Below are 24,603 nucleotides of genomic sequence, written 5' to 3' on the forward strand. Positions count from 1 at the left end.
GCCGGCGCGCAGAGGTCTCCTCGTGCGCCGGCTGTCCCCACAAGCCGAAAGGCTCGTGCGCCCGGACGCCTGCGTCACAGGCAACCCGCGCCCACAGGCGCCGCGCCACCCGCACCACCGAGCCGAACCGACGGCACACCTCCACAGCAGCAGACTCCCCGCCGTAACCCTCAGACGTCCTCCCCTCGGACGCTCTTCGCCGGAGGCAACCCGTGAAGGAAATCCTGGCCGCGATCCAGTCGTCGGACGCCACGTCCACCGACTTCGCGAACATCCCGCTCCCCGAGTCGTACCGGGGCATCACCGTCCACAAGGACGAGGCCGAGATGTTCGCCGGACTCGCCAGCCGTGACAAGGACCCCCGCAAGTCGCTGCACCTCGACGACGTGCCGCTGCCCGAGCTCGGCCCGGGCGAGGCCCTGGTCGCCGTCATGGCCAGCTCGGTCAACTACAACTCGGTCTGGACGTCGATCTTCGAGCCCGTCTCGACCTTCGGCTTCCTGGAGCGCTACGGCCGGCTCAGCGACCTCAGCAAGCGCCACGACCTGCCGTACCACGTCATCGGCTCCGACCTCGCGGGCGTCGTGCTGCGCACCGGCCCCGGCGTGAACTCGTGGAAGCCCGGCGACGAGGTCGTCGCGCACTGCCTGTCGGTCGAGCTGGAGTCCTCGGACGGCCACAACGACACGATGCTCGACCCCGAGCAGCGCATCTGGGGCTTCGAGACCAACTTCGGCGGCCTGGCGGAGATCGCCCTGGTCAAGTCGAACCAGCTGATGCCGAAGCCCGACCACCTGAGCTGGGAGGAGGCGGCCTCCCCCGGTCTCGTCAACTCCACCGCGTACCGCCAGCTGGTCTCCCGCAACGGCGCCGGCATGAAGCAGGGCGACAACGTCCTGATCTGGGGCGCGAGCGGCGGGCTCGGCTCGTACGCCACGCAGTTCGCCCTGGCCGGCGGCGCCAACCCGATCTGTGTCGTCTCCTCCCCGGAGAAGGCCGACATCTGCCGGTCGATGGGCGCCGAGGCGGTCATCGACCGCAACGCCGAGGGCTACAAGTTCTGGAAGGACGAGCACACCCAGGACCCGAAGGAGTGGAAGCGCTTCGGCAAGCGCATCCGCGAGCTCACCGGCGGCGAGGACATCGACATCGTCTTCGAGCACCCCGGCCGCGAGACCTTCGGCGCGAGCGTCTACGTCACCCGCAAGGGCGGCACCATCACCACCTGCGCCTCCACCTCGGGCTACATGCACGAGTACGACAACCGCTACCTGTGGATGTCGCTCAAGCGCATCATCGGCTCGCACTTCGCCAACTACCGCGAGGCGTGGGAGGCGAACCGCCTGATCGCCAAGGGCAAGATCCACCCGACGCTCTCCAAGGTGTACTCCCTGGAGGAGACCGGCCAGGCCGCCTACGACGTCCACCGCAACCTGCACCAGGGCAAGGTCGGCGTCCTCGCGCTCGCTCCGCAGGAGGGCCTGGGCGTGCGCAACCCCGAGATGCGTGCCCAGCACATCGACGCCATCAACCGCTTCCGCAACATCTGAGCCCGGGACCATAGATGACTGAGCGCCAGAAGGACCGGCCGTGGCTCATGCGGACGTACGCCGGTCACTCGACCGCCGAGGCGTCCAACGAGCTGTACCGGCGCAACCTCGCCAAGGGCCAGACCGGCCTCTCGGTCGCGTTCGACCTGCCGACGCAGACCGGGTACGACCCCGACCACATCCTCGCCCGCGGCGAGGTCGGCCGGGTCGGGGTCCCCGTCTCGCACCTCGGTGACATGCGGCGGCTGTTCCAGGACATCCCCCTGGACCAGATGAACACCTCGATGACCATCAACGCCACGGCGATGTGGCTCCTGGCGCTCTACCAGGTGGTCGCCGAGGAGCAGGGTGCGGACGTCACCCGGCTCCAGGGCACCACCCAGAACGACATCGTGAAGGAGTACCTGTCGCGCGGGACGCACGTCTTCCCGCCCGGCCCCTCGCTCCGCCTCACGACGGACATGATCACCTACACGGTGAACAGCATCCCCAAGTGGAACCCGATCAACATCTGCAGCTACCACCTGCAGGAGGCGGGGGCCACTCCGGTCCAGGAGATCTCGTACGCGATGTCCACCGCGATCGCGGTGCTCGACGCGGTACGGGACTCCGGACAGGTCCCGGCGGACCGCTTCGGCGAGGTCGTCGCCCGCATCTCCTTCTTCGTGAACGCGGGCGTCCGCTTCATCGAGGAGATGTGCAAGATGCGCGCCTTCGGCCGCATCTGGGACAAGGTCACCCGGGAGCGGTACGGCATCGAGAACGACAAGCAGCGCCGGTTCCGCTACGGCGTGCAGGTCAACTCGCTCGGTCTGACCGAGGCCCAGCCGGAGAACAACGTCCAGCGGATCGTCCTGGAGATGCTGGCCGTCACCCTCTCCAAGGACGCCCGCGCGCGCGCCGTCCAGCTGCCCGCCTGGAACGAGGCCCTCGGCCTGCCGCGGCCCTGGGACCAGCAGTGGTCGCTCCGCATCCAGCAGGTCCTCGCGCACGAGTCCGACCTCCTGGAGTACGAGGACATCTTCGCCGGCTCGCACGTCATCGAGGCCAAGGTCGAATCGCTCGTCGAGGAGTGCCTGGCCGAGATCGAGCGGATCCAGGAGATGGGTGGCGCGATGGCCGCCGTCGAGTCCGGCTACCTCAAGTCGCAGCTCGTCTCCTCGCACGCCGAGCGGCGCGCCCGGATCGAGGCCGGCGACGAGAAGATCATCGGCGTCAACATCTTCCAGGCGACCGAGGAGAACCCCCTCACCGCCGACCTGGACACCGCGATCATGACGGTGGACCCGGCGAACGAGGCGCGGGTGGTCGCCGCCCTCCACGAGTGGCGCGACAACCGCGACGAGACCCGCGCCCAGGAGTCCCTGGCGAAGCTGAAGGCGACGGCGGCCGGTGACGGCAACCTCTTCGCCGCCACCCTGGAGTGCGCGCGTGCGGGCGTCACGACCGGGGAGTGGTCCTGGGCGCTGCGGGACGTCTTCGGCGAGTTCCGCGCCCCGACGGGCGTGTCCTCGGCCCCGGTCGCGGTGACGGCCGAGGCGGGCACGCCGCTGGCTCTCGTCCGGGAGAAGGTGGCGGCGACCGCGGAGGAGCTCGGCTGCGGGCGGCTGCGGCTGCTCGTCGGCAAGCCGGGGCTGGACGGACACTCCAACGGCGCCGAGCAGATCGCCGTACGCGCGCGTGACGCCGGCTTCGAGGTGGTCTACCAGGGCATCCGGCTGACGCCCGAGCAGATCGTGAACGCGGCCCTCGCCGAGGACGTGCACTGCGTGGGTCTGTCGATCCTCTCCGGCTCGCACGCCGAGCTGGTCCCGGACGTCCTGGACCGCCTCCGCGAGGCGGGCGCGCACGACGTGCCGGTCATCGTCGGCGGGATCATCCCGAACGCCGACGCGGCGGAACTGAAGCGCGCGGGTGTGGCCGCCGTCTTCACACCGAAGGACTTCGGCATCACGGAGATCATCGGCCGTATCGTCGACGAGATCCGCACAGCCAACAAGCTCAGCCCCTTTGAACGTACGGAGGTCCCCGCATGACCAGCCCCGTGAACCGGCTCCGCCCCCGCCGCTCCTGCCTGGCGGTCCCCGGCTCCAACCCGCGCTTCCTCGAGAAGGCCCAGGGTCTCGCCGCCGACCAGGTATTCCTGGACCTGGAGGACGCCTGCGCCCCGCTGGCCAAGCCCGAGGCCCGGCACACCATCGTGAAGTTCCTCAACGAGGGCGACTGGACCGGCAAGACCCGTGTGGTCCGCGTCAACGACTGGACGACGCACTGGACGTACCGGGACGTCGTCACGGTCGTCGAGGGCGCCGGCCAGAACCTCGACTGCATCATGCTGCCGAAGGTCCAGGACGCGCAGCAGATCGTCGCGCTCGACCTGCTGCTGACCCAGATCGAGAAGACGATGGGCTTCGAGGTCGGCAAGATCGGTATCGAGGCGCAGATCGAGAACGCCCAGGGCCTGAACAACGTCAACGCGATCGCGCAGGCCTCCCAGCGCGTCGAGACGATCATCTTCGGCCCGGCCGACTTCATGGCCTCCATCAACATGAAGTCGCTGGTCGTGGGCGAGCAGCCGCCCGGTTACCCGGCGGACGCGTACCACCACATCCTGATGAGCATTCTGATGGCCGCACGCGCCAACAACCTCCAGGCGATCGACGGCCCGTACCTCCAGATCCGCAACCAGGAGGGCTACAAGGCCGTCGCGCGGCGCGCCGCCGCCCTCGGTTTCGACGGCAAGTGGGTGCTGCACCCGGACCAGGTCGCCGCCGCGAACGAGATCTTCTCGCCCTCGCAGGAGGACTACGACCACGCCGAGCTGATCCTCGACGCGTACGACTTCTACACGTCCGAGGCGGGTGGGAAGAAGGGCTCCGCGATGCTCGGCGACGAGATGATCGACGAGGCCTCCCGCAAGATGGCCCTGGTCATCTCCGGCAAGGGCCGCGCCGCCGGCATGCAGCGCACCGGCAAGTTCGAGATCCCCACTAGCTGACAAGGACGGAGCCCGATGCAGTTCGGCCGTACCTACGAAGAGTTCGAGATCGGTGCCGTCTACAAGCACTGGCCCGGGAAGACGGTCACCGAGTACGACGACCACCTCTTCTGTCTACTGACGATGAACCACCATCCGCTGCACATGGATGTGAACTACGCCGAGAACACGACGGACTTCGGCAGGAACGTCGTCGTCGGCAACTACATCTACTCGCTGCTGCTCGGCATGTCCGTGCCGGACGTCTCCGGCAAGGCCATCGCCAACCTGGAGATCGAGTCGCTGCGGCACGTGGCGCCGACCTTCCACGGCGACACGATCTACGGCGAGACCACGGTCCTCGACAAGACCCCGTCGAAGTCGAAGAACGACCGCGGCATCGTCTACGTCGAGACCAAGGGCTACAAGCAGGACGGCACCCTCGTGTGCGTCTTCCGCCGCAAGGTGATGGTCCCCACCGAGACGTACATCAAGGAGCGCGGCGGCGAGCAGCCCGGCCGCCCGGAGCTCATCGAGCCCGCCAAGAAGACGGAGAAGTAGCCATGGCCCGACTCGCCCAGACCGCCGGGCTCACGGACGTCCAGCAGGAGATCCTGAAGACCGTCCGGGAGTTCGTCGACAAGGAGATCATCCCGGTCGCCACCGAGCTGGAGCACCGCGACGAGTACCCCCAGCAGATCGTCGACGGGCTCAAGGAGCTCGGCCTCTTCGGCCTGATGATCCCCGAGGAGTACGGGGGCCTGGGCGAGTCGCTGCTCACCTACGCGCTGTGCGTGGAGGAGATCGCCCGTGGCTGGATGTCGGTCTCCGGCATCATCAACACGCACTTCATCGTGGCGTACATGCTGAAGCAGCACGGCACCCAGGAGCAGAAGGACTACTTCCTTCCGCGGATGGCGGCCGGCGAGACGCGTGGCGCGTTCTCGATGTCGGAGCCGGGCCTCGGCTCGGACGTGTCGGCGATCACCTCGAAGGCCGTCAAGGACGGCGACGAGTACGTCCTCAACGGCCAGAAGATGTGGCTGACGAACGGCGGCACGTCGACGCTGGTGGCCGTTCTCGTCCGAAGTGACGAAGGACACCCGGAGGGCACCGCCCCCCACAAGTCGATGACGACCTTCCTCGTGGAGAAGGAGTCGGGCTTCGGAGAGGTCCGCCCCGGCCTCACCATCCCCGGGAAGATCGACAAGATGGGTTACAAGGGGGTCGACACCACCGAGCTCATCATGGACGGACTGCGCATTCCGGCCAATCGGGTCCTCGGCGGGGAGACCGGCCGAGGGTTTTACCAAATGATGGACGGCGTGGAGGTCGGCCGCGTGAACGTGGCGGCCCGTGGTTGCGGTGTCGCTCAGCGTGCATTTGAGCTCGGTGTCTCGTATGCCCAGCAGCGTCACACTTTCGGCAAGGCGATCGCCCAGCACCAGGCGATCCAGTTCAAGCTGGCCGAGATGGCTACCAAGGTCGAGGCCGCCCATGCGATGATGGTGAACGCAGCACGCAAAAAGGACTCCGGGGAACGAAACGACCTCGAAGCAGGGATGGCGAAGTACCTCGCCTCCGAATACTGCAAGGAGGTCGTCGAGGACGCCTTCCGCATTCACGGCGGCTACGGGTTCTCGAAGGAGTACGAGATCGAGCGTCTCTACCGGGAGGCGCCGATGCTGCTCATCGGTGAAGGTACCGCCGAGATCCAGAAAATGATCATCGGCCGTCGACTGCTCGAGGAGTACCGGTTCCAGGGTTGATTGTCGGCTTTGAGTCGGTTCGGCCGCGAAGAAGATCACACCCCGTGTTCGTCTTCCGGCCGTCGACTCGGTTCCTGGCTTACCCAGTTGCGCCCCTCAACCGATAGCATCGAGGGAAAGCCGCCGTCCCCGTTGCCAGTGCGGCATCATCCGCTACGAAGGTCATCCATGCCCCACAGCCAAACCTCTGCACACCGCGACAGCCTCACGGGCGTACGCCTCGCGCGCGGAGCATCGCCGTGGCTCCTGCCGACCGTCGCCACCGCGGCGCTCAGCCTCGTGCGCGCGCGCAAGTCGAGGCGGGCCGCGGCCATCGCCGTGCCGACCACCGCGCTCGCGGCCGGCATGCTGTGGTTCTTCCGCGATCCCGAGCGCGAGATCGCTCAGGGCCGGGTCATCTCCCCCGCCGACGGTGTGGTGCAGAGCATCATGCCGTGGAAGGACGGACGGACCCGGGTCGCCATCTTCATGAGCCCGCTGAACGTCCACGTCAACCGCGCGCCGCTGGCCGGCACCGTGACGTCCGTGGAGCACGTTCCCGGCGGGTTCGTCCCGGCGTTCAACAAGGAGAGCGAGAACAACGAGCGCGTTGTCTGGCACTTCGACACCGAGCTCGGCGACATCGAGATGGTCCAGATCGCCGGCGCCGTCGCCCGGCGCATCGTGCCGTACATCCCGCAGGGGACCAAGGTCGAGCAGGGTGACCGCATCGGTCTGATCCGCTTCGGCTCGCGCGTCGACATCTACCTCCCCGAGGGTGTCGAGGTCGCCGTCGAGGTCGGCCAGGCCACCACGGCGGGGGTGACTCGCATTGACCGTGATTGATCCCGACACACGTGCCGCCGACTGGGTCGGCGGCGCTGACGACGAGGCGGCCGACGAGGCCGAGGAGATGCCGTTGTCGCTGAGGCTGTCCATAGCGGACGCCCTCACGCTCGGTAACGCCACGTGTGGATTCATGGCGGTGTACTTCACCACCACCGGCATCCTCATCCCGCACCTCACGGGGAGCACCGAGACCGGCATGGCGCGCAACAGCGCCGCCACCGCCGTGATCCTGATGCTGTGCGCGGCGATCTTCGACCTCTTCGACGGCATCGTGGCGCGCAAGCTGCGCTCGTCCCCGATGGGCGCCGAGCTCGACAACCTGTCGGACCTCATCAGCTTCGGTCTGGCCCCGGCCTACTTCGTGCTCGTGTACGGGATGGTCGCGGACGACGCGCAGCAGAAGGTCTCGGCGGTGGCCGCGATCGTGGTGCTCCTCGCGGTGGTGCTGCGGCTCGCGAGATTCTCCTGCGTGACCATGAAGGACGGCATGTTCCAGGGCATGCCGAGCCCCTTCGGCGCGCTGACGGTGGTCTCCATCGTGCTCCTCGAGCTGCCGTTCATCCCGACGCTGCTCGCGATCATCGGCGTCGCCTGGCTGATGGTGAGCCGGGTGGAGTACCCCAAGCCGCGGGGCATCCTCGCGGTGGCGATGCTCAGCTGGATCGTCGGAGCGATGGGCATGCTCGCGGCCTGGGCGTTCGACGCCCCGGGCGGGGAGTTCCTGCTCCAGGCGGGCTGCGCGCTCCAGGTCGTGATGGGCGCCGTGATCCCCCTCTTCGCGACGGCCCGTCGGGTGAACACCTTCCGCGGCAACCGGCGTGAGAGCCGGGAGGCCCGGGCGGCCCAGCTGCCGTAGCGCACGCTGTACGAGTAGGGCCCCGGAGGCACATCGCCTCCGGGGCCCTTCCGCGTGCCCGGGGCCGGCCGAGGCGCTCGTACCGGGGCTAGCCGAGGCGCTTGTAGTAGAGCGTCGTGGGGCGCGGGACGCCGGCCGGGTCGGCGGCGAAGTCCGGGATCGTCCCGGCGGCCGTCCAGCCCGCTCCCCGGTAGAGGCGTTCGGCCGGGCTGTCCGTCTGGGTGTCCAGGACGAGCAGGGTGAGGCCCGTGGCGGCGGCGTGGGCCTCGGCCGTGGCGAGGAGCCGGTACCCGAGGCCCCGGCCGCGGGCGGAGCGGTGCACCAGGAGGCGGGCGATCTCGCCGCGGTGCCGGCCGTTGGCCGTACCGGCGCGGACGAGGGTGACGACGCCGGTCAGGCCCCCGTCCGGGCCGTGGGCCGCCCAGACGTCCCGTACGCCCTCCTCGGTCTCCTCGGCGACGCGGGACCACCAGGCGGCCGCCTCGGTGGCCTCCAGGGGCGCCAGGAAGCCGACGGAGGCACCACCGTCCACGGCGTCGACGAGGAGCGCGGCGAGACCGGCGGGGGCGTGGGCGCGTACCTCGTCGGGGGTGAGCCGCTCGACGCGGTCGGCGGCCCGCGCGAGGGGCTTCTCCAGGCAGAGGAGGCCGGGCCGCTCGTCCCAGGAGGCGACGGTCTCGAAGCCGAGGCTCCGGTAGAGGGCCAGCGGTCCCTCCCGCCGGTCCCAGACGGTGAGACGCACGGCCGGGGCGCCGGAGGCCTCCGCGCGGCGCAGGGCCTCGGCCATGAGGGCTTTCGCGATCCCCTTGCGGCGTGCCTCGGGAGCGACCCAGAGCCGCTTGATCTCGGGCGCGCGGCCCTCGCGGGGGGCCTTGAGGACGACACAGCCGACGGGCGCGTCGTCGCCGGGCGGGGTGGCGAGCAGGACCGTGTCGGCGGTGAAGGCGGCGGCCGGGTCCTCGGCCTCGCCGCGGTATACGGCCGGCAGCCCGGCCACCGCCGCCGCGGGCGTGCCCTTCTCCGCCTGGTTGACCAGGTGGTAGGCGGCCAGCAGGTCGGAGAGGCGCGGGTGGGAGCGGTTCTCCTCGATCATCACGTTCATGGGCCGAGCTTCACACCGCGTTGTTTCGCGCGTGTGAAACCCGGCCCAGGGGGTCGAGCGGGTCGGTCAGGGGGTGTAGGCCTTCGCGGCGTCCGCGACGAAGGGCTGCCGGACGGTGCGCATGCCGCCGGGGACCTTCTTGTCCGGCTGGATGATGACGGACTCCCGGGACGACGGGGCCTTGGGGTCGCCGAGGTTGTGGCTCATCCCGAAGCCGGCGTCGTAGGACGTCAGCGTCAGGAGCGCCTTGCCGACGCCGTCGCGCGTGAGGTCCTTGCTCTCGCAGGCCTTCTTCAGGGCCTCGCCGAAGACGCTCGCCGCGGTCCAGCCGGCGACGATGCCGTTGTCGAGGGAGTCGCCCGGGTAGGCGGCCTGGTAGTCCGCGACGAGCTTCTTCGCGATCGGGGTGTCCGCGCCGATGGGGAGGCTCGGAGAGGCGAACCAGTACATCTTCTCCAGGGCGGGACCGGCCTGGGTGCCGAGCAGCTGCGGCGCGAAGGCGGAGTTGTTGCCGACGACGGGGACCTTCAGGCCGGTGGCTGCGGCGACTCCCACGAGGGAGGCGGCCTGGCGGGGGCCCGCGCTGATGACGATGGCCTTGACCCCGGCCTGCTTGAGCGCCGCGACCTGGGCCGACATGTCGTTGTCGGTGGGCTTGATCTTCTGCTCGACGACGCTGAGGCCAGCCTTCTCGGCCGCGTACTTCGAGCCCTTGAGCGCGTTCTCGCCGTAGTCGCCCTCGAAGTAGACGTGGCCGAGCTTGTCGCCCGACTTCAGCCCCTTCTCCTTGAGCAGGAAGTCGACGGCGTTGATCGTCTCGACGTCGTACGTGGCGCCCAGGACGCGGATGTACGGGGAGCCGAGCAGCGAGGCGGACCAGGCCTGCGGGAGGACGAGGCCCTTGTCCTGGCCGTCGACCCGGGGCTTGACGGCGGCGACGAAGGGCGAGCCGATGAACTGGGCGTAGCCGACGACCTTCGGCTCCAGCTCGGTGTAGGCGGCGAGCGCCTTCTGCGGGTCGTAGCCGTGGTCGCGGACGGTCAGCTCCAGCTGCCGGCCGCAGATCCCGCCGGCGGCGTTGACCTGCTTCACGTACAGCTGCTGGGCCTGGGTGACGCTCTTGCCGAGGGTGGCGTACACCCCGGTCATGTCGGTGAGCGCGCCGAGCGAGATCGTCTTGTCGGTGACGCCCTCGCCGGTCTTCACCCCGCCCGCGCCGGTCGGCTTGGCGTCGTCGGTCTTGGCCTTGGAGCTGCATCCGGCGGCGGTGAGGGCGACCAGCGCGGCGAGCGCGGCGGCCAGGCCCCGCACGGCCTGTCGTCTGTGGATCATCGTGCCTCTCCTGAGGGTTCGGTGTTCGAGGGTGCGTGGGACGGGGTGGGGTGGGATGGGGGGTTCTCGGGTTCTCCGGGGCTTCCCGGCCCGCCGGGTGCTCCCGGTTTTCCGGGCCTCCGGGCCGCCAGGCGGGCCAGGCCTCCGGGCAGGAACAGCACCACCGCGACGACGGCGGCGCCGTACAGGTAGCGCGAGGCCTCCCCCGGTGCGATCCCGCCCGTGCCCGGGGCGGAGACCAGCGGGAGGGCGTCGCTGTAGCGGTTGAGGAGCTGCGGCAGGAGGGAGACGAAGACGCCTCCGGCCACCGCGCCCGCGACCGAGCCGAGACCGCCGATGACGATCATGGCCAGGTATTCGAGGGAGAGCGCCATGCCGAAGTACTCCGGCACCGTGCGCTGGAAGACCAGGGCGAGCAGGACGCCCGCGAGGCCCGCGTACATGGAGGAGAGGACGAAGACGGCGGCGCGGTAACGGGCCACCGGGATGCCCATCACCCCGGCGGCGATCCGGTGGTCGCGGATGGCGTTCATCGCCCGCCCGGGGCGGCCCCGGAGGACTCCGCGGGCGAAGACCACCCCGCCGAGGAGCAGCACGAGCCCCAGGTACCAGAGCTTCTCCACCGCGCCGAACGGCACCTGGGCGACGAGGAGTTCGCTGTCGTCGAAGGTGAGGCCGAAGAGGGAGAGCGGGGGGACCGCGCGGCCGTTGTAGCCGCCGGTGAGGTCGTGGGCGTTGAAGAGCACGTGCTGGCCGATGAAGATCAGCGCGAGGGTGGCGATCCCGAGGTACGCGCCGCGCAGCCGGCCCGCGATGGGGCTGAACACCCCGCCCGCCAGGCCCGAGAGCGCCACCGCGAGGACGGCGGCGAGCCAGCCGGGAAGGCCGAGCCCGGCGAGTCCGTCGGTGCCGTCACCGGCGAAGGCACAGTAGCCGTAGGCGCCGACGGCGAGGAAGAAGGCGTGCCCCATGGAGAGCTGGCCGGTGGCGCCGGTGAGCAGGTTGATGCCGATCGCGCCGAGGGCGGCGGCCATCGCGAAGAGGCCCGCCTGGAGCCAGAAGCGGTCCAGGTAGAAGGGGAGGACGACGAGGACGAGGCCGGCGGCGGCCCACCCGTACAGCGCCGGGGTGCGGACCCGGAGGCCGCTCCGGGCGAGGGTCTCAGACACGCGCCAGCTCCTTCGTACCGAAGAGTCCCGCCGGGCGGATCAGGAGCACCGCCACCATGACGAGGTAGGGGGCCAGGTCGCCGATCCCCCGGCCGAGGAACGCCAGGTCGCCCTGGTAGCCGGTGGCGAGGGACTCGGTGACGCCGACGAGGAGGCCGCCGACGAGGGCGCCCGTGGTGGAGTCGAGACCGCCGAGGATGGCGGCGGGGAAGGCCTTGAGCGCGGCCAGCGAGGTGGCCCGTTCCAGGCCCGGGGTCGGGAAGACCGTCAGGAAGAGCGCGGCGACGGCGGCGAGACCGCCGGCGACGGCCCAGGCGCCGAGCGAGACCCGGCCGAGCCGGATGCCCATGAGGGCGGCGGTCTCCTGGTTCTCGGCGGCGGCCCGCATGGCGACGCCCCAGGAGGTGTACCGGAAGGCGAGCAGGAAGGCGGTGATGAGGAGGGCCGCGGCGAGCAGGGCGGCGATCCGGGTCTCCGCGATGGTGACCGGTCCGACGGTGACGACCGCGTCGCCCCACGGGTCGCCCAGGGCGAGGATGTCGGTGCCGATCCGGCGGGTCAGCTCCGTGGCGAGCAGGATGTCGACACCGATGGTGACGATGGCGAGGACGCTGTGGTCGGCGCCCCGGTGCCGGCGCATCACGAAGAACTCGACGGCCGCGCCGACCAGCGCCGCGCCGGCGATGCCGGCGAGGAGGGCGGGCCAGAAGCCGATCTCGTCGTGGAGCACGGCGGTCACGTAGCCGCCGGCCAGGAGGAGGGAGGCGTGGGCGAAGTTGACGACCTCGGTGGCGCGGAAGATGACCACGAAGCCGAGGGCGATGAGGGCGTAGATCGAGCCCAGTGAGATGCCGTTGATCAGGAACTCGGCGAACGTGCTCACGCGGCGGACTCCTCTCCGAGGTAGGCGCGGACGACCGCCGGGTCGTTCTGGACGTCGGCGGGGGTCCCGTCGGCGATCCGGCGGCCGAAGTCGAGGACGGTGACGGAGTCGGCGAGCCGCATCACCAGGCCCATGTCGTGCTCGACGAGGAGGACCGAGATGCCGAGGCTGTCGCGGACCCCCGCGATGACCGAGGCGGTACGGCGCCGCTCGTCGGCGGTCATGCCGGCGACGGGCTCGTCGAGCAGCAGGAGCTTGGGCTCCATGCAGAGCGCGCGGGCCAGTTCGGCGAGCTTCTGCTGTCCGTACGAGAGGGAGCCCGCCGGCCGCGAGAGGTACGGCTCCAGGCCGACGAAGGCGGCGATCTCCCGGACCCTGGCACGGTGGCGCGCCTCCTCGCGCGCGGCGGAGGGGAGCCGCAGCCCGGCGGCGACGAAGCCGGTGCGGGTCAGCCGGTGGCGGCCGAGCATCAGGCTGTCCTCGACGGTGGCGCGGGGCGGCAGGGCCAGGTTCTGGAAGATCCGGCCGACGCCGAGGTCCGCGATCCGGTGCGGGGGCAGGGCGGTCAGCTCGTGCGGGCCGAGGCGGACGGAGCCCTCGGTGGCCTTGTAGACGCCGGAGAGCACGTTGAAGCAGGTGGACTTCCCCGCGCCGTTGGGTCCGATGAGGGCGTGCACGGTGCCGGGCCGGACGGTGAAGCCGACGCCGTCGAGGGCGGTGAGCCCGGCGAACCGGACGGTGAGGTCACGGACTTCGAGGGCGGGGATGTCGGGGGTGGGGGTGTCGGGGGCGGGGGCGTGTTCCTCCGGTCCGGGAGCGGACTTCTCCGGCTCGGCGCCGGGGGGCGGGGGCGGTGTCATCGGGGGGATTCCTCCCAGCGGGGCAGGACCGGGTGCGTGGCACGGGCGCGGGCCGCGTCGGCGGCGGCGTCCTCGTCGACCACGCCCAGATAGCGGCGGCGCACCTCGTCGGAGGCGGCGAGTTCGGCGGCCGGACCGGACAGGGTGACCTCGCCGACCTCCAGGACGTACGCGCGGGAGGCGAGCCGCAGCGCGAGCGCCGCGTTCTGCTCGACGAGGAGCACGGCCGTGCCCTGGGCGTTGATCTCCCGGACCGCGTCCGCGATCCGCGCCGCCATCAGCGGGGCCAGACCGAGGGAGGGCTCGTCGAGGAGGAGCAGGCCCGGCGCGGCCATCAGGGCGCGGCCGACGGCCAGCATCTGCTGCTCGCCGCCGGAGAGCAGTCCGGCCTGCTGCCGGGCGCGCTCCGCGAGGACCGGGAACAGTTCGTGGACCCGGCGCAGGGCGGCGGCCTTCGCCGCCCGGCCGCCGCGTCTGCCGAGCGCTCCCGCCCGCAGGTTGTCCTCGACCGTCATCCGGGCGAAGACCTGCCGGCCCTCGGGCACCTGGGAGACGCCGGCCGCGACGACCCGGTCGGGCGGCAGCCCGTCGAGCGGCCGACCGTCACGGCTCACCGTCCCGGAGACCACGGCGCCGCCGTGGAAGCGCAGGGTGCGCGAGACGGCCCGCAGCAGCGTCGACTTCCCGGCCCCGTTGCCTCCCAGGACGGTGACCACCTCACCCGCCGGTACGGTCAGCGACACCTGCCGCAGTGCGCGTACCGGTCCGTATCCCGCCGTCAGGTCCGTCACCTGAAGGGCGGGTGCGGTACCTCCCATGGTTCCCCTTTTCCCGGCCGTCCTTGTTACCCGGCCGTTCGATGGCGCTCACCACAACACCGCGCCGGACCGCGCGTCCACGCCCCGCCGCCGAATCGCTGCCGGTGACCAGCGGGTGCGCCGACGGGCTGTGCATGCGCACAACGCTGCGCGTCAGGGCTGTGCGGAGGGGGCCGGGGCGGTGGATCCTCCGGGCATGGGACGGCGCAGAAGGCGGACCGGTGACGACTGGAAGGTGCTCGCTCAGGCGTGCACGGCGCTTCTGGAGCGGGTGCCGGAGCTGGTGGACGAGCATCTGAGGGAACTCCACGCGTACGAGCCCGCCTACGGGCGGATCCTGCCGTACGACCAGCACTGGCAGGAGGCGCAGGAGGCGATGCGGATCGGGATCGAGATGATCTCGGCGCCGCGGAACTCGCCCCGGCGGGATCTGGAGCACGCGGACGGGATGGGCCGGCGGCGTGCCGCGCAGGGCATGCCGCTCGAACTGGTCGTGCACGCCTACCGGCATGCCGGGCATCTGGTCTGGGACGCGCTGATCGAGGGCGCGGGGACGGACACGGCGCAGCTGGCGGCGCTGATGCAGTCGGCGACGACGGTCTGGTCGGCGGTGGACGCGCAGGCGGACACGGCGTCGGAGGCGTACCGGACGACGGAGCTCGAACTGCGCCGCCGCACGGACGAGCAGCTCCAGGCGCTCCTGGACGCCCTGCTCCAGGGCCGGCGGTCACCCGAGCTGGTGTCACGGGCGGCGGCGGGCCTGGACCTGCCGGAGCTGGGGCGGTACGCGGTGGTGGTGCTGCGCTACGACCGGCGGGAGGAGCGCGAGCCGTTCCACCGGCAGGTGCAGGGCGAGGGAGTGCGGTTCCTGTGGCGGATGGGCGCCGACTGCGAGCTGGGGGTGGTGGCGCTGGCCGGGGACACCGGTCTGGACGCGCTGTCGGAGCTCCTCGACGGGCGGTGCCCGGGTCCCGGCGGGATCAGTCCGGTGGTCGTGGGCCTCACCGAGCTGGGCCGGGCGCGCCGGCTGGCGGAGCTGGCGCTGCGGACGTGTCCGCCGGGCAGCCGCGAGATCGTACGGCTCGACCGGCGGATGGCGGGCGCGCTCGTGGTGGGCCAGCCGGAGATGGCGAACCTGCTGGTCTCGGACGTCCTGGGGGGCCTGCTCGAACTGGACCCGGCTGACCGGGCCGTCCTCCTGGAGACGCTGGACGCGTGGCTGGACTGCGAGGGGTCGGCTGGACGGGCGGCGGGACGGCTGTACTGCCACCGGAACACGGTCTTCAACCGGTTGCGGCGGCTCGAACAACTGACGTCCCGGTCGCTGTCGCGGCCGCGGGACCTGACGGAGATGACGCTGGCACTCGACGCGTTCCGGCTGACGGCGCCGGGGGGTTCGGCCTGACGGCCCGGGCGGCTCCCGTCGCGCGCGTCCAGGCGCACGGTCGTCACCTCGCCGCCCCCGGTCGTGACGACCAGGCCGGAGCGGGAGCTGTCCCTGCCGTAGGCGCCGGTCGGAGGGGTGCCCGCTTCGGGGCCCGGTGGAGGGCCCCGAGACGGGTTCCTAGATCAGGAAGTCGCGGGCCAGCGCGGCCGCCGTGTCCTCCAGGAGCGGGCCCGCGTTCGCCATGGACTTCGCGGGGTCGGGTTCGAGCGCCGTGAGGGGGTAGGCGCGGCGGATGCCCGCCCTGCCCAGGGCTTCGGGCGCAAGGGCCAGGCGTCCGCAGACCGCGACGACCTCCTTGCCGGCGGCGCGGGCCGCCGCGGCGACGCCCGCCGGGGCCTTGCCGTGGAGGGTCTGCTCGTCGAGGGAGCCCTCGCCGGTGATGACGAGGGTGGCGCGCTCCAGGGCGGGGGCGAAGCCGAGCACCTCCAGCATCAGTTCGATGCCGGGGCGGAAGCTGGCGCCGAGGATGAGCGCGCCGTAGCCGATGCCGCCCGCGCCACCGGCGCCGGGGGCGACGGCCGCCTCGGCCGCCTTGGGGCCGACGGCCTTCTCCAGGACGGTGGCGAAGTGGGCGAGGGCCGCGTCCAGGGTGCGGACGTCGTCCGGGGTGGCGCCCTTCTGCGGGCCGTAGACGGCGGGGGCGCCCTTGGGCCCGGTGAGCGGGTTGTCGACGTCGCTCGCGAGGATCAGGTCGACCGAGGCGAAGCGGGTGTCGAGGCCGCTGAGGTCGGCCGTGGCCAGGTCGGCGAGGGCCGCGCCGCCGGGGCCCACGGGGGCGCCGTCCGCGTCGAGGAAGCGGGCGCCGAGCGCGGCGAGCATGCCGGCGCCGCCGTCGGTGGTGGCGCTGCCGCCGACGCCGAAGACGAGGGTGGTCGCGCCGGCGTCGAGCGCAGCGCGGAGGAGTTCGCCGGAGCCGTACGTGGTCGCGGTCAGCGGGGCGAACACGCCGGGCGGGAGGAGCTGGAGACCGGAGGCCTCCGCCATCTCGACGACCGCGGTGGTGTCACGGAGCGCGTAGGCCGCGGTGACGGGGTCGCCGAGGGGGCCCGTCACCTGGACCTCGCGGCGTTCGAATCCGGCCGCGACGGCGGCCGCGACGGTGCCGTCGCCCCCGTCCGCGACGGGCAGTGTCTCCACCGTGAGCTCCGGGACGACCCGTCGCAGTCCCGCTGTGACCCGCTCCGCGACCTGTACGGCCGTGAGCGAACCCTTGAACTTGTCGGCAGCCACGAGCACGTGAGCCACCTGAGTTGCTGCTCCGTCCGTCACCTTGCATCCCTTGCTTTCGAACGTGCAGTCGCGCCGAGGCCGACCCTATCCGTACCTCCGGACGGCGTGCCACCCCCGGATGCACCCATATGTCGCACCATGGTGGGGTCGCACGGGTCCGGAACCGACCGCACGGGCCCCCGAACCCCCCGAGGGCGGACGCTGACGGACCGGACGGCGGACGGGGACGCGGCGGGCGGGGACGCGGCGGGCGGGGTGCTCAGCCCTGCGGGGGCTCCGGCGGGACGGCCTCTCCGGTGCGCACCGCCTCGTCCCGGCTGACGGCTCGTGCCTCCGTGCGGTGCCCTCGGGCGATGTAGTCGCGGACCACCGCCTCGACGGCGTCCTGGGGGTTGCCGATGCCGGCCAGAACCATGACTTCCACGACGAGTTCGGCGTCGAGACCGATGTTCACCTTGGCCATGTCGGGAACCTAACACCCGGTGGCCGGGCGCCGCACGGCTCTTCCGGAGCCCTCAGAAGAGGGTGCCGTCGCGGCCCGACTCGAAGGCGAGCAGACGCTGTTTGCGGTCGAGCCCGCCCCCGTATCCGGTGAGTCCGCCCCCCGCGCCGACCACCCGGTGGCAGGGGACGATGACGCCGACCGGGTTCTTGCCGTTGGCGAGGCCCACGGCGCGGGAGGCGCCGGCGTTGCCGAGGAGTTCGGCGAGTTCGCCGTATGTCCGGGTCTCGCCGTAGGGGATGCGGCACAGCTCGGCCCAGACCCGGAGCTGGAAGTCGGTGCCGACGAGGTGCAGGGGGAGGTCGAACTCGGTGAGTTCCCCCGCGAAGTAGGCGTCGAGCTGTCGGATCGCCTCGCCGAAGGGGCGCGGGTCGGGTTCGCCGAAGGTCTCCTCGGGCGGGCGGTGGCGCTGCCCCGTCATGTGGACGCGGCTCAGGACGCCGTCGACGGCGACGAGGGTCAGCGGCTCGTACGGACTGTCCATGACGGTGTGCTGGACGGTGGGGGCCATGGCGGTTCAGTGTCCTTCGCTGGGCAGGAGGTTGATCGGGTGGTCGTCGGTCGCCCAGAGGTACTGGACGGCGTACGCGCGCCAGGGGCGCCAGTGCGCCGCGCGGGCGGTGAGCGCGGCCGGGGTGCCGGGCAGGCCGAGCCCCTCGGCTGCCCGGCGGACGCCGAGGTCACCGGGGAGGAAGGCGTCGGGGTCGCCGAGGGCGCGCATGGCGATGATCTCGGTGGTCCAGGGGCCGAATCCGGGCAGGGCGAGCAGCCGGACCCTGGCCTCCTCCCGGTCGTCGGCGGGACCGAGGGTGAGGGAGCCGTCGGCGAGCGCCCCGACCAGGGTGAGGAGGGTGGTGCGGCGGCTGCGGGGCAGGGCGAGGGTCTCGGGGTCGAGGGCGGCGAGGGCCCCGGGGCTCGGGAAGAGGTGGGTGAGGCCGCCCTCGGGGTCGTCGACGGGGGTGCCGTGCGCGGTGACGAGGCGGGCGGCGTGGGTGCGGGCGGCGGCGGTGGAGACCTGCTGGCCGAGGACGGCCCGGACGGCGAACTCGGCGGGGTCGACGGTCCCCGGCACCCGGCGGCCGGGCGCCGCGTCGACGATCGACGCGAGCAGCGGATCGGCGCGCAGCCGCTCGTCGACGGCGACGGGGTCGGCGTCGAGGTCGAGGAGGCGGCGGCAGCGGCTGATCGCGTGGGTGAGGTCGCGGGGGTCGGTGAGGGAGAGGCGGCAGGCGATGTGGTCGGGGCGGGGCGCGAGGGCGACGATGCCGTGTCCGTACGGCAGGGCGAGGGTCCTGCGGTAGGCGCCGTCGCGCCACTCCTCCACGCCGGGGACGGCGGTGGCGGCGAGGTGGCCGAAGAGGTTGGAGGGTTCCAGCGGGGTGCGGAACGGCAGCCGGAGGCTGATCACCCCGGGGGTGGGGACCCGGTCGTGGGCCGGGCGTGCGGCACGGGCGCGGAGCTCGCCGGGGGTGAGGGCGAAGACCTCGCGGACGGTGTCGTTGAAGGTGCGGATGGAGGAGAACCCGGCGGCGAAGGCGACTTCGCCGAACGGCATCGGGGTGGTCTCGATGAGGACCCTCGCGGTCTGGGCGCGCTGGGCGCGGGCCAGGGCGAGGGGCCCGGCGCCCAGTTCGGCGAGGAGCTGGCGTTCGATCTGGCGGGTGGACCAGCCGAGGCGCCGGGCGAGCCCGGGGACGCCTTCCCGGTCGACGACCCCGTCCTGGATGAGCCGTACGGCGCGGGCGACGGCGTCGGCGCGGACGTTCCACTCGGGTGAGCCGGGGCTGGTGTCGGGGCGGCACCGCTTGCAGGCCCGGAACCCGGCGCGCTGGCAGGAGGCGGCGCTGGCGTGGAACTCCATGTTCTCGGGCTTGGGCGGGACGACCGGGCAGCTGGGCCGGCAGTAGATCCGGGTGGTGCGGACGGCGGTGAAGAACACGCCGTCGAAGCGGGCGTCCTTCGACTGGACGGCCCGTACGCAGCGCTCGGTGTCGGTGTGCATGAGTCCAGCATCGGGGACGGACGGCTCGGGAGCTGGCGAGAAAACGACATGGTCGTCCCTGGACCTGCCCGGGCCCCGATCCGGTCCTCGGATCAGACGGTGACCGTCCGGTAGTGGGTGGTCAGCCTGCCGTCCTCCCCCAGGACGTGGAAGGCGAGCGCGGGCGGCTGGTCGAGGTGGACGTGCGGATCCGTCCCCGGGCGCTCCCAGGGGAGGCGGATCGCCGAGACGACACCGGGGGCGACGAGCAGCGGACGCCCGGCGAAGGTCGTGGCGGCGGCGGTGTGGGCGTGGCCCGCGAGGAAGGCGGTGAGGTGGGGGTGGCGATCGGCGAGCGCGGCGAGCCGCTCCTCGCCGAACTGGCGGATCTCGTCCACGTACGGGGTGTGCAGCGGGACGGGCGGGTGGTGGAAGGCGACGAGGACGGGCACCTCGCGCGGGGTGGCGTCGAGGACCTCCTCCAGCCACTCGACGGTCTCGTCCTCCAGGAGGCCGTGGTGCTCGCCGGGCACGGAGGAGTCGCAGAGGGCGATCACGAAGCCCTCGCCCCGGAGGAGCTGGTTGACGGGGGCGTACGGGCGCGCCTCCGTCCCGTCGTCGAGGAGGACCTTGCGGAAGGCGGCGCGGTCGTCGTGGTTGCCGGGGCAGACGAGCAGCGGATGGCGGGAGTTCAGCAGCTCACGTGCCACCGCGTACTGGGCCGGGGTCCCGTGGTCGGTGACGTCCCCGGTGACGAGGACGGCCGCCAGGTCGTACGGCAGGTCCTCCAGGTACCGCAGGACGGCGCGCGTGCGGTCGGCGCTGCGCGGTTCCCCGTCGACGTGGATGTCGCTGACATGGGCGATGACGATCACGTGACCGGTCCTCCGTCGGGGTGGGCGGGTGCTGCTCGCCCGACCGTACGGCGGTCATGTTCCGTACCGTAAGGGCCGCTTCGCGACCGGTGGCCTGCCCCGCCGGGGCGGCCACCGGACCGGACGGGCCGGCGTGCGGGCGGTTACTCGAACCGGGCGGTGTCGCCGGCGCCGCGGCGCAGGATCTCGGGTTCGCCGCTGGAGAAGTCGACGACGGTGGTGGGTTCGGTGCCGCAGTCGCCGGAGTCGACCACCGCGTCCACCTGGTGGTCGAGCCGCTCCTTGATCTCCCAGCCCTGGGTCAGCGGTTCCGCCTCGTCGGGCAGGAGCAGGGTGCTGGAGAGCAGCGGCTCGCCGAGCTCGGCGAGCAGGGCCTGGGTGACGACGTGGTCGGGGATGCGGACGCCGACCGTCTTCTTCTTGGGGTGGAGCAGCTGGCGCGGCACCTCCTTCGTCGCCGGGAGGATGAAGGTGTACGGGCCGGGGGTGGCGGCCTTGACCGCGCGGAAGACGTCGTTGTCGATGTGCACGAGCTGGCCCAGCTGGGCGAAGTTCGAGCACATGAGGGTGAAGTGGTGCCGGTCGTCGAGGTCGCGGATGGCCCGGATGCGGCTGATGCCGTCCCGGCTGCCGAGTCGGGAGCCGAGCGCGTAGCAGGAATCGGTCGGGTACGCGACGAGCGCCCCGTTCCGGATGCTGTCGGCCAGAGCGCCGATGGTGCGCGGCTGCGGGTTGTCGGGGTGAACGTCGAAGTACTTCGCCATGGGGTCAGTCTAATTTTCGCGGGCGGAGGCGCGCAGCCGGCGCCAGACGGCCTTCGCCGCGTTGTGCCCGGACATGCCGTGGACGCCGGGGCCGGGCGGGGTGGCGGAGGAGCAGAGGAAGACCGCCGGGTGCGGGGTGGCGTAGGGGCGGAGGGAGAGGGTGGGGCGCAGCACCAGCTGGAGGCCGCGGGCGGCGCCGCAGGCGATGTCCCCGCCGACGTAGTTGGCGTTGCGGGCGGCGAGTTCGGGCGGTCCGGCCGTGGCGCGGGCCAGGACGCGGTCGCGGAAGCCGGGTGCGAAGCGCTCGATCTGACGCTCGATCGCCTCGGTGAGGTCGCCCCGCCAGCCGTTCGGCACATGGCCGTACGCCCAGAACACGTGCTTGCCCTCGGGGGCGCGGGTCGGGTCGACGAGGCTGGGCTGGGCGGTGATGAGGAAGGGCGTGTCGGGGGCGGTGCCGGAGGAGGCCTGGCGCAGGGCGGTGTCGATGTCCCGGGCGGTGGGGCCGACCTGGACCGTCCCGGCGCGGCGGGCTTCCTCGGCGGTCCAGGGCACGGGACCGTCCAGCGCGTAGTCGATCTTGAAGGCGCTCGCGCCGTACCGGTAGTGGTCGTAGTGGCCGCCGAAGCCGGCGATCCGGGCGAGGGCCGTGGGCGAGGTGTCGAAGACGTAGGCGCGGGCGGGCGGCAGGTCGTCGAGCCGCTTGACCTCGAAGTCGGTGTGGACGGCGCCGCCGAGGTCCTTGAGGTACGCGGTGAGGGCGTCGGAGATCGACTGGGAGCCGCCCCGGGGCACGGGCCAGCCGCCGGCGTGGGCGGCGAGCGCGAAGACGAGGCCGACGGCGCCGGTGGCGAAGCCGCCCAGCGGGGCGATGACATGGCCGACGAGCCCGGCGAAGAGCGCGCGGGCCTTCTCGTCCTGGAAGCGGCGCATCAGCCAGGTGGAGGGCGGCAGTCCGGCGAGGCCGAAGCGGGCGAGGGTGACGGGGTCGCTGGGCAGCGCGGTGAGCGGCAGCTGCATGAAGTCCCGCGCGAGGGTGTCCCACTTGCCGAGGAAGGGGGCGACGAGTCTGCGGTACGCCCCGGCGTCGCGCGGTCCGAAGGAGGCGGCCGTCTCGGCGACGGAGCGGGCGAGGACGGCCGCGGTGCCGTCGTCCCAGGGGTGGGCCATGGGCAGTTCGGGGTGGAGCCACTCCAGTCCGTACCGGTCCAGCGGCATCGTCCTGAAGACGGGCGATCCGGCCCCGAGGGGGTGCACGGCGGAGCAGGGGTCGTGGCGGAAGCCGGGGAGGGTGAGTTCCTCGGTCCTGGCGCCGCCGCCGACCGTGGACCTGGCCTCGAAGACGGCCACGGAGAAGCCGCGGCGGGCCAGTTCGACGGCGGCGGTCAGCCCGTTGGGCCCCGCCCCCACGACGACGACATCGAGCATCGACGTATCCTTCGACACCTTCGGACTCCTCACGTCAGCCGATGGCCAGGGTTCTCAGGATAGGCCGGTGGGGGTGGCCGCCCTCACTGCCCCCCGAGGAGGGCGCGGATCCGCTCGGCGGTCGCCGCGTCCCGGGCCGCGGTGAACGGCAGCGCGTTCCCCCCGGTGATCCGGAAGGGCTCTCCGGCGAGGGTCGTGTGCGCGCCGCCCGCCTCGGTGACCAGGAGCAGTCCGGCCGCGTGGTCCCAGGCGTACTCCCAGGAGAAGGCGGTGGCGTCGAGCGTGCCGCGCGCCACGGCGAGGTACTCGAGTCCGGCGGAGCCGCAGGGCCGGGGGGCGACGCCGTCGGTGACCAGGCCGAGCAGGGCGCTCTTCTGGTCCGGGGTGGTGTAGTCGGGGTGCGAGGTGGCGACGGAGAGGACCGCGCCCGGGGCGGGCGAACCGGCCTTCAGCGACTGCCCGTTGAGGGTGGCGCCCCGGCCGCGCACGGCCACGGCGAACTCGTCGAGGGCGGGCGCGAAGGTCCAGGAGGCGAGCAGCTCGCCGTGGAGGGCGAGGGCGACGAGGGTGCAGAAGCCGGGGTCGCCGTGGACGAACTGGCGGGTGCCGTCGACGGGGTCGACGATCCAGACGGGGGCGTCGCCGCGCAGCGCCTCGTAGACGGCGGGGTCGGCGTGGACGGCTTCCTCGCCGACGACGACGGAGCCGGGCAGCAGGGCGGTGAGGGAGGCGGTGAGGTGGGCCTCGGCCTCGCGGTCGGCGACGGTGACCAGGTCGTGCGGGCCGTTCTTCTCGACGATGTCGTCGGCGGCCAGCTGCCGGAAGCGCGGCATGATCTCGGCGGCGGCCGCCTTGCGGACCGCCTCCTCGACCTCGGTCGTACGGCCGTCGAGGACGTGCTCAAGGAACTGATCGGTCATGTGTCCAGCTAAGCACGGGGCGCTGACAACCGGACCGTCGCATTCGTCACCCTCCGTTTCCCCGGGGAGTACCCTTTGGCCCAGTTCACCCCTTACACGCAGGGAGGGTTCCGTGCACGGCGCGTACCACGGTGAGTACAAGGTCCCCGGCGGGAAACTGGTGGTCGTCGACCTCGACGCCGAGGACGGGGTCCTGCGGAACGTCCGGGTGGCGGGCGACTTCTTCCTGGAACCGGACGAGGCGATCCTGGCGATCGACCGGGCGTTGGAGGGCGCCCCGGTCGACACGGACACCCCCGGGCTCGCGGCGCGGATCGACGCGGCGCTGCCGCCGGACACGCGGATGTTCGGGCTGACCTCGGAGGGCGTCGGCGTCGCGGTCCGACGCGCCCTGGCCCACGCCACGGACTGGACCGACTACGACTGGCAGCTGATCCACGAGCCGCCCCAGTCACCGGCCCTGCACATGGCGCTCGACGAGGTCCTGACGGCGGAGGTGGCCGCGGGCCGCCGCCCGCCGACCCTGCGGGTCTGGGAGTGGGGCGCCCCCGCGGTGGTCATCGGCAGCTTCCAGTCCCTGCGCAACGAGGTCGACCCGGAGGCGGCCGGGCGGCACGGCATCCAGGTGGTGCGCCGGATCAGCGGGGGCGGGGCCATGTTCATCGAGCCCGGCAACACGATCACGTACTCGCTCTCCGTGCCCGACGCCCTCGTCCAGGGCCTGTCCTTCACCGACAGCTACGCCTACCTCGACGACTGGGTGCTCGGTGCCCTCGGCGCCATGGGCGTCCGGGCCTGGTACCAGCCGCTCAACGACATCGCCACGGACGCGGGCAAGATCGCGGGCGCGGCGCAGAAGCGGATCGTGACGGGCCGGGGGGCGGTCCTGCACCACGTGACGATGGCGTACGACATCGACGCGGACAAGATGACGGAGGTGCTCCGGATCGGCCGCGAGAAGCTCTCCGACAAGGGCACGAAGAGCGCGAAGAAGCGGGTGGACCCGCTGCGGCGTCAGACGGGCCTGCCGCGCGAGGCGGTGATCGAGCGGATGATCGCCTCCTTCCGCGGCCGGTACGGACTGTCCGAGGGCCACGTCACGGAGGACGAGCTGACGCGGGCGAAGGAGCTGGCGGAGACGAAGTTCGGCACGGAGGAGTGGACGGCGCGGGTGCCTTAGTACGGCCGCGTGGAGGGGGCGGCTGCCGCGCGCGTGCCCGGCTGGGCGCCGGACGCCGAGAGCTGATCACGGCGCCGGTCACCGGTCCGGCCCCATGATCAGGTGACCACATCCCACCCGTCTCGTTGATGC

Annotated in this window: 23 protein-coding genes and 1 pseudogene; 9 read left to right on the forward strand and 15 right to left on the reverse strand. The window is 72.1% G+C overall.

Features of this window, described 5'->3' with window-relative positions:
* Positions 1–212: 212 nt before the first annotated feature.
* The 7 genes from ccrA (at position 213) to pssA (ending at position 7,980) form a co-directional block, all read left to right on the forward strand.
* A complete protein-coding gene (gene ccrA, locus ACRRSS_RS24415) occupies positions 213–1,550 on the forward strand; it encodes a crotonyl-CoA carboxylase/reductase (protein ID WP_435973260.1) in 1,338 nt (445 codons plus the stop codon).
* A gap of 14 nt (positions 1,551–1,564) precedes the next feature.
* Positions 1,565–3,586 (forward strand): protein meaA, encoded by a 2,022-nt coding sequence (locus ACRRSS_RS24420; RefSeq protein ID WP_435973261.1) that lies wholly within the window; start codon positions 1,565–1,567, stop codon positions 3,584–3,586.
* Positions 3,583–4,548: an HpcH/HpaI aldolase/citrate lyase family protein gene (locus ACRRSS_RS24425; protein WP_435973262.1), complete on the forward strand. Its 966-nt coding sequence runs from the start codon at positions 3,583–3,585 to the stop codon at positions 4,546–4,548. Before ACRRSS_RS24420 ends, ACRRSS_RS24425 begins: the two co-directional genes overlap by 4 nt.
* Before the next feature lie 15 nt (positions 4,549–4,563).
* A complete protein-coding gene (locus ACRRSS_RS24430; RefSeq protein ID WP_435973263.1) occupies positions 4,564–5,088 on the forward strand; it encodes a MaoC family dehydratase in 525 nt (174 codons plus the stop codon).
* A 2-nt stretch (positions 5,089–5,090) separates the two neighbouring features.
* On the forward strand, positions 5,091–6,296 hold the full coding sequence (locus ACRRSS_RS24435) for an acyl-CoA dehydrogenase family protein (RefSeq protein ID WP_435973264.1): 1,206 nt from the start codon (positions 5,091–5,093) through the stop codon (positions 6,294–6,296).
* A gap of 168 nt (positions 6,297–6,464) precedes the next feature.
* Positions 6,465–7,121, forward strand: a complete 657-nt coding sequence (locus ACRRSS_RS24440) for a phosphatidylserine decarboxylase (RefSeq protein WP_030320136.1) — start codon at positions 6,465–6,467, stop codon at positions 7,119–7,121.
* Positions 7,114–7,980, forward strand: a complete 867-nt coding sequence (gene pssA / locus ACRRSS_RS24445) for a CDP-diacylglycerol--serine O-phosphatidyltransferase (RefSeq protein WP_435975414.1) — start codon at positions 7,114–7,116, stop codon at positions 7,978–7,980. The genes ACRRSS_RS24440 and pssA overlap by 8 nt, the downstream gene beginning before the upstream one ends.
* Positions 7,981–8,068: 88 nt before the next feature.
* Here pssA and ACRRSS_RS24450 read toward each other — a convergent pair whose 3' ends face one another.
* The 7 genes and pseudogenes from ACRRSS_RS24450 to ACRRSS_RS24480 all read right to left on the reverse strand — a co-directional run bounded on the left by ACRRSS_RS24450 (position 8,069) and on the right by ACRRSS_RS24480 (position 14,144).
* A complete protein-coding gene (locus tag ACRRSS_RS24450; protein ID WP_435975415.1) occupies positions 8,069–8,617 on the reverse strand; it encodes a GNAT family N-acetyltransferase in 549 nt (182 codons plus the stop codon).
* 12 nt (positions 8,618–8,629) lie between these two features.
* Positions 8,630–9,082: pseudogene (locus tag ACRRSS_RS24455) on the reverse strand (GNAT family N-acetyltransferase); the annotation flags it as partial.
* A 66-nt stretch (positions 9,083–9,148) separates the two neighbouring features.
* On the reverse strand, positions 9,149–10,414 hold the full coding sequence (locus ACRRSS_RS24460; RefSeq protein WP_435973265.1) for an ABC transporter substrate-binding protein: 1,266 nt from the start codon (positions 10,412–10,414) through the stop codon (positions 9,149–9,151).
* Complete coding sequence (locus ACRRSS_RS24465) at positions 10,411–11,583, reverse strand: branched-chain amino acid ABC transporter permease (protein ID WP_435973266.1); 1,173 nt, start codon at positions 11,581–11,583, stop codon at positions 10,411–10,413. Before ACRRSS_RS24465 ends, ACRRSS_RS24460 begins: the two co-directional genes overlap by 4 nt.
* Positions 11,576–12,466: a branched-chain amino acid ABC transporter permease gene (locus tag ACRRSS_RS24470; RefSeq protein ID WP_351906259.1), complete on the reverse strand. Its 891-nt coding sequence runs from the start codon at positions 12,464–12,466 to the stop codon at positions 11,576–11,578. The genes ACRRSS_RS24465 and ACRRSS_RS24470 overlap by 8 nt, the downstream gene beginning before the upstream one ends.
* A complete protein-coding gene (locus tag ACRRSS_RS24475; protein WP_435973267.1) occupies positions 12,463–13,326 on the reverse strand; it encodes an ABC transporter ATP-binding protein in 864 nt (287 codons plus the stop codon). Before ACRRSS_RS24475 ends, ACRRSS_RS24470 begins: the two co-directional genes overlap by 4 nt.
* Positions 13,323–14,144, reverse strand: coding sequence for an ABC transporter ATP-binding protein (locus ACRRSS_RS24480; RefSeq protein ID WP_351906263.1), 822 nt, complete (start codon positions 14,142–14,144; stop codon positions 13,323–13,325). Before ACRRSS_RS24480 ends, ACRRSS_RS24475 begins: the two co-directional genes overlap by 4 nt.
* 196 nt (positions 14,145–14,340) lie before the next feature.
* Between ACRRSS_RS24480 and ACRRSS_RS24485 the strand changes: the two genes are divergently transcribed.
* A complete protein-coding gene (locus ACRRSS_RS24485) occupies positions 14,341–15,549 on the forward strand; it encodes a PucR family transcriptional regulator (RefSeq protein WP_435973268.1) in 1,209 nt (402 codons plus the stop codon).
* A gap of 159 nt (positions 15,550–15,708) precedes the next feature.
* Here the strand turns inward: ACRRSS_RS24485 and ACRRSS_RS24490 are convergent, their stop codons facing one another.
* From ACRRSS_RS24490 to ACRRSS_RS24525, 8 genes are all read right to left on the reverse strand, one after another.
* Positions 15,709–16,860 (reverse strand): glycerate kinase, encoded by a 1,152-nt coding sequence (locus tag ACRRSS_RS24490; protein WP_435973269.1) that lies wholly within the window; start codon positions 16,858–16,860, stop codon positions 15,709–15,711.
* 220 nt (positions 16,861–17,080) lie between these two features.
* Positions 17,081–17,284 (reverse strand): DUF2191 domain-containing protein, encoded by a 204-nt coding sequence (locus tag ACRRSS_RS24495; RefSeq protein ID WP_351906274.1) that lies wholly within the window; start codon positions 17,282–17,284, stop codon positions 17,081–17,083.
* A 52-nt stretch (positions 17,285–17,336) separates the two neighbouring features.
* Positions 17,337–17,834 (reverse strand): methylated-DNA--[protein]-cysteine S-methyltransferase, encoded by a 498-nt coding sequence (locus tag ACRRSS_RS24500; protein WP_435973270.1) that lies wholly within the window; start codon positions 17,832–17,834, stop codon positions 17,337–17,339.
* Positions 17,835–17,840: 6 nt separating this feature from the next.
* Positions 17,841–19,325, reverse strand: a complete 1,485-nt coding sequence (locus ACRRSS_RS24505; RefSeq protein WP_435973271.1) for an AlkA N-terminal domain-containing protein — start codon at positions 19,323–19,325, stop codon at positions 17,841–17,843.
* A gap of 92 nt (positions 19,326–19,417) precedes the next feature.
* Complete coding sequence (locus tag ACRRSS_RS24510) at positions 19,418–20,179, reverse strand: metallophosphoesterase (RefSeq protein ID WP_435973272.1); 762 nt, start codon at positions 20,177–20,179, stop codon at positions 19,418–19,420.
* A gap of 143 nt (positions 20,180–20,322) precedes the next feature.
* On the reverse strand, positions 20,323–20,943 hold the full coding sequence (locus ACRRSS_RS24515) for an L-threonylcarbamoyladenylate synthase (RefSeq protein ID WP_435973273.1): 621 nt from the start codon (positions 20,941–20,943) through the stop codon (positions 20,323–20,325).
* A gap of 9 nt (positions 20,944–20,952) precedes the next feature.
* Positions 20,953–22,371 carry a phytoene desaturase family protein gene (locus ACRRSS_RS24520; RefSeq protein ID WP_435975416.1) on the reverse strand — a complete coding sequence of 473 codons (1,419 nt, stop codon included), beginning with the start codon at positions 22,369–22,371 and terminating at the stop codon, positions 20,953–20,955.
* An 83-nt stretch (positions 22,372–22,454) separates the two neighbouring features.
* Entirely contained in the window at positions 22,455–23,291 is an 837-nt protein-coding gene (locus tag ACRRSS_RS24525; protein ID WP_435973274.1) for an inositol monophosphatase family protein, read from the reverse strand.
* Positions 23,292–23,403: 112 nt separating this feature from the next.
* On the opposite strand from ACRRSS_RS24525, the gene ACRRSS_RS24530 reads away from it, so the two are divergent.
* The gene (locus tag ACRRSS_RS24530; RefSeq protein ID WP_435973275.1) at positions 23,404–24,471 is read left to right on the forward strand and encodes a lipoate--protein ligase family protein; all 1,068 of its coding nucleotides are present in this window, start codon (positions 23,404–23,406) and stop codon (positions 24,469–24,471) included.
* The last annotated feature ends 132 nt before the right edge of the window (positions 24,472–24,603 follow it).

Origin of the sequence: Streptomyces sp. Qhu_M48 (assembly GCF_051305195.1) — a bacterium.
Taxonomy (GTDB): domain Bacteria; phylum Actinomycetota; class Actinomycetes; order Streptomycetales; family Streptomycetaceae; genus Streptomyces.

Coding starts and splice junctions, on each gene's coding strand:
- ACRRSS_RS24420 (WP_435973261.1), top strand. CDS start 1,565: ATGACTGAGCGCCAGAAGGACCGGCCGTGGCTCATGCGGACGTACGCC.
- ACRRSS_RS24425 (WP_435973262.1), top strand. CDS start 3,583: ATGACCAGCCCCGTGAACCGGCTCCGCCCCCGCCGCTCCTGCCTGGCG.
- ACRRSS_RS24430 (WP_435973263.1), top strand. CDS start 4,564: ATGCAGTTCGGCCGTACCTACGAAGAGTTCGAGATCGGTGCCGTCTAC.
- ACRRSS_RS24435 (WP_435973264.1), top strand. CDS start 5,091: ATGGCCCGACTCGCCCAGACCGCCGGGCTCACGGACGTCCAGCAGGAG.
- ACRRSS_RS24440 (WP_030320136.1), top strand. CDS start 6,465: ATGCCCCACAGCCAAACCTCTGCACACCGCGACAGCCTCACGGGCGTA.
- ACRRSS_RS24460 (WP_435973265.1), bottom strand. CDS start 10,414: ATGATCCACAGACGACAGGCCGTGCGGGGCCTGGCCGCCGCGCTCGCC.
- ACRRSS_RS24475 (WP_435973267.1), bottom strand. CDS start 13,326: ATGACACCGCCCCCGCCCCCCGGCGCCGAGCCGGAGAAGTCCGCTCCC.
- ACRRSS_RS24480 (WP_351906263.1), bottom strand. CDS start 14,144: ATGGGAGGTACCGCACCCGCCCTTCAGGTGACGGACCTGACGGCGGGA.
- ACRRSS_RS24485 (WP_435973268.1), top strand. CDS start 14,341: ATGGGACGGCGCAGAAGGCGGACCGGTGACGACTGGAAGGTGCTCGCT.
- ACRRSS_RS24495 (WP_351906274.1), bottom strand. CDS start 17,284: ATGGCCAAGGTGAACATCGGTCTCGACGCCGAACTCGTCGTGGAAGTC.
- ACRRSS_RS24500 (WP_435973270.1), bottom strand. CDS start 17,834: ATGGCCCCCACCGTCCAGCACACCGTCATGGACAGTCCGTACGAGCCG.
- ACRRSS_RS24505 (WP_435973271.1), bottom strand. CDS start 19,325: ATGCACACCGACACCGAGCGCTGCGTACGGGCCGTCCAGTCGAAGGAC.
- ACRRSS_RS24515 (WP_435973273.1), bottom strand. CDS start 20,943: ATGGCGAAGTACTTCGACGTTCACCCCGACAACCCGCAGCCGCGCACC.
- ACRRSS_RS24520 (WP_435975416.1), bottom strand. CDS start 22,371: ATGCTCGATGTCGTCGTCGTGGGGGCGGGGCCCAACGGGCTGACCGCC.
- ACRRSS_RS24525 (WP_435973274.1), bottom strand. CDS start 23,291: ATGACCGATCAGTTCCTTGAGCACGTCCTCGACGGCCGTACGACCGAG.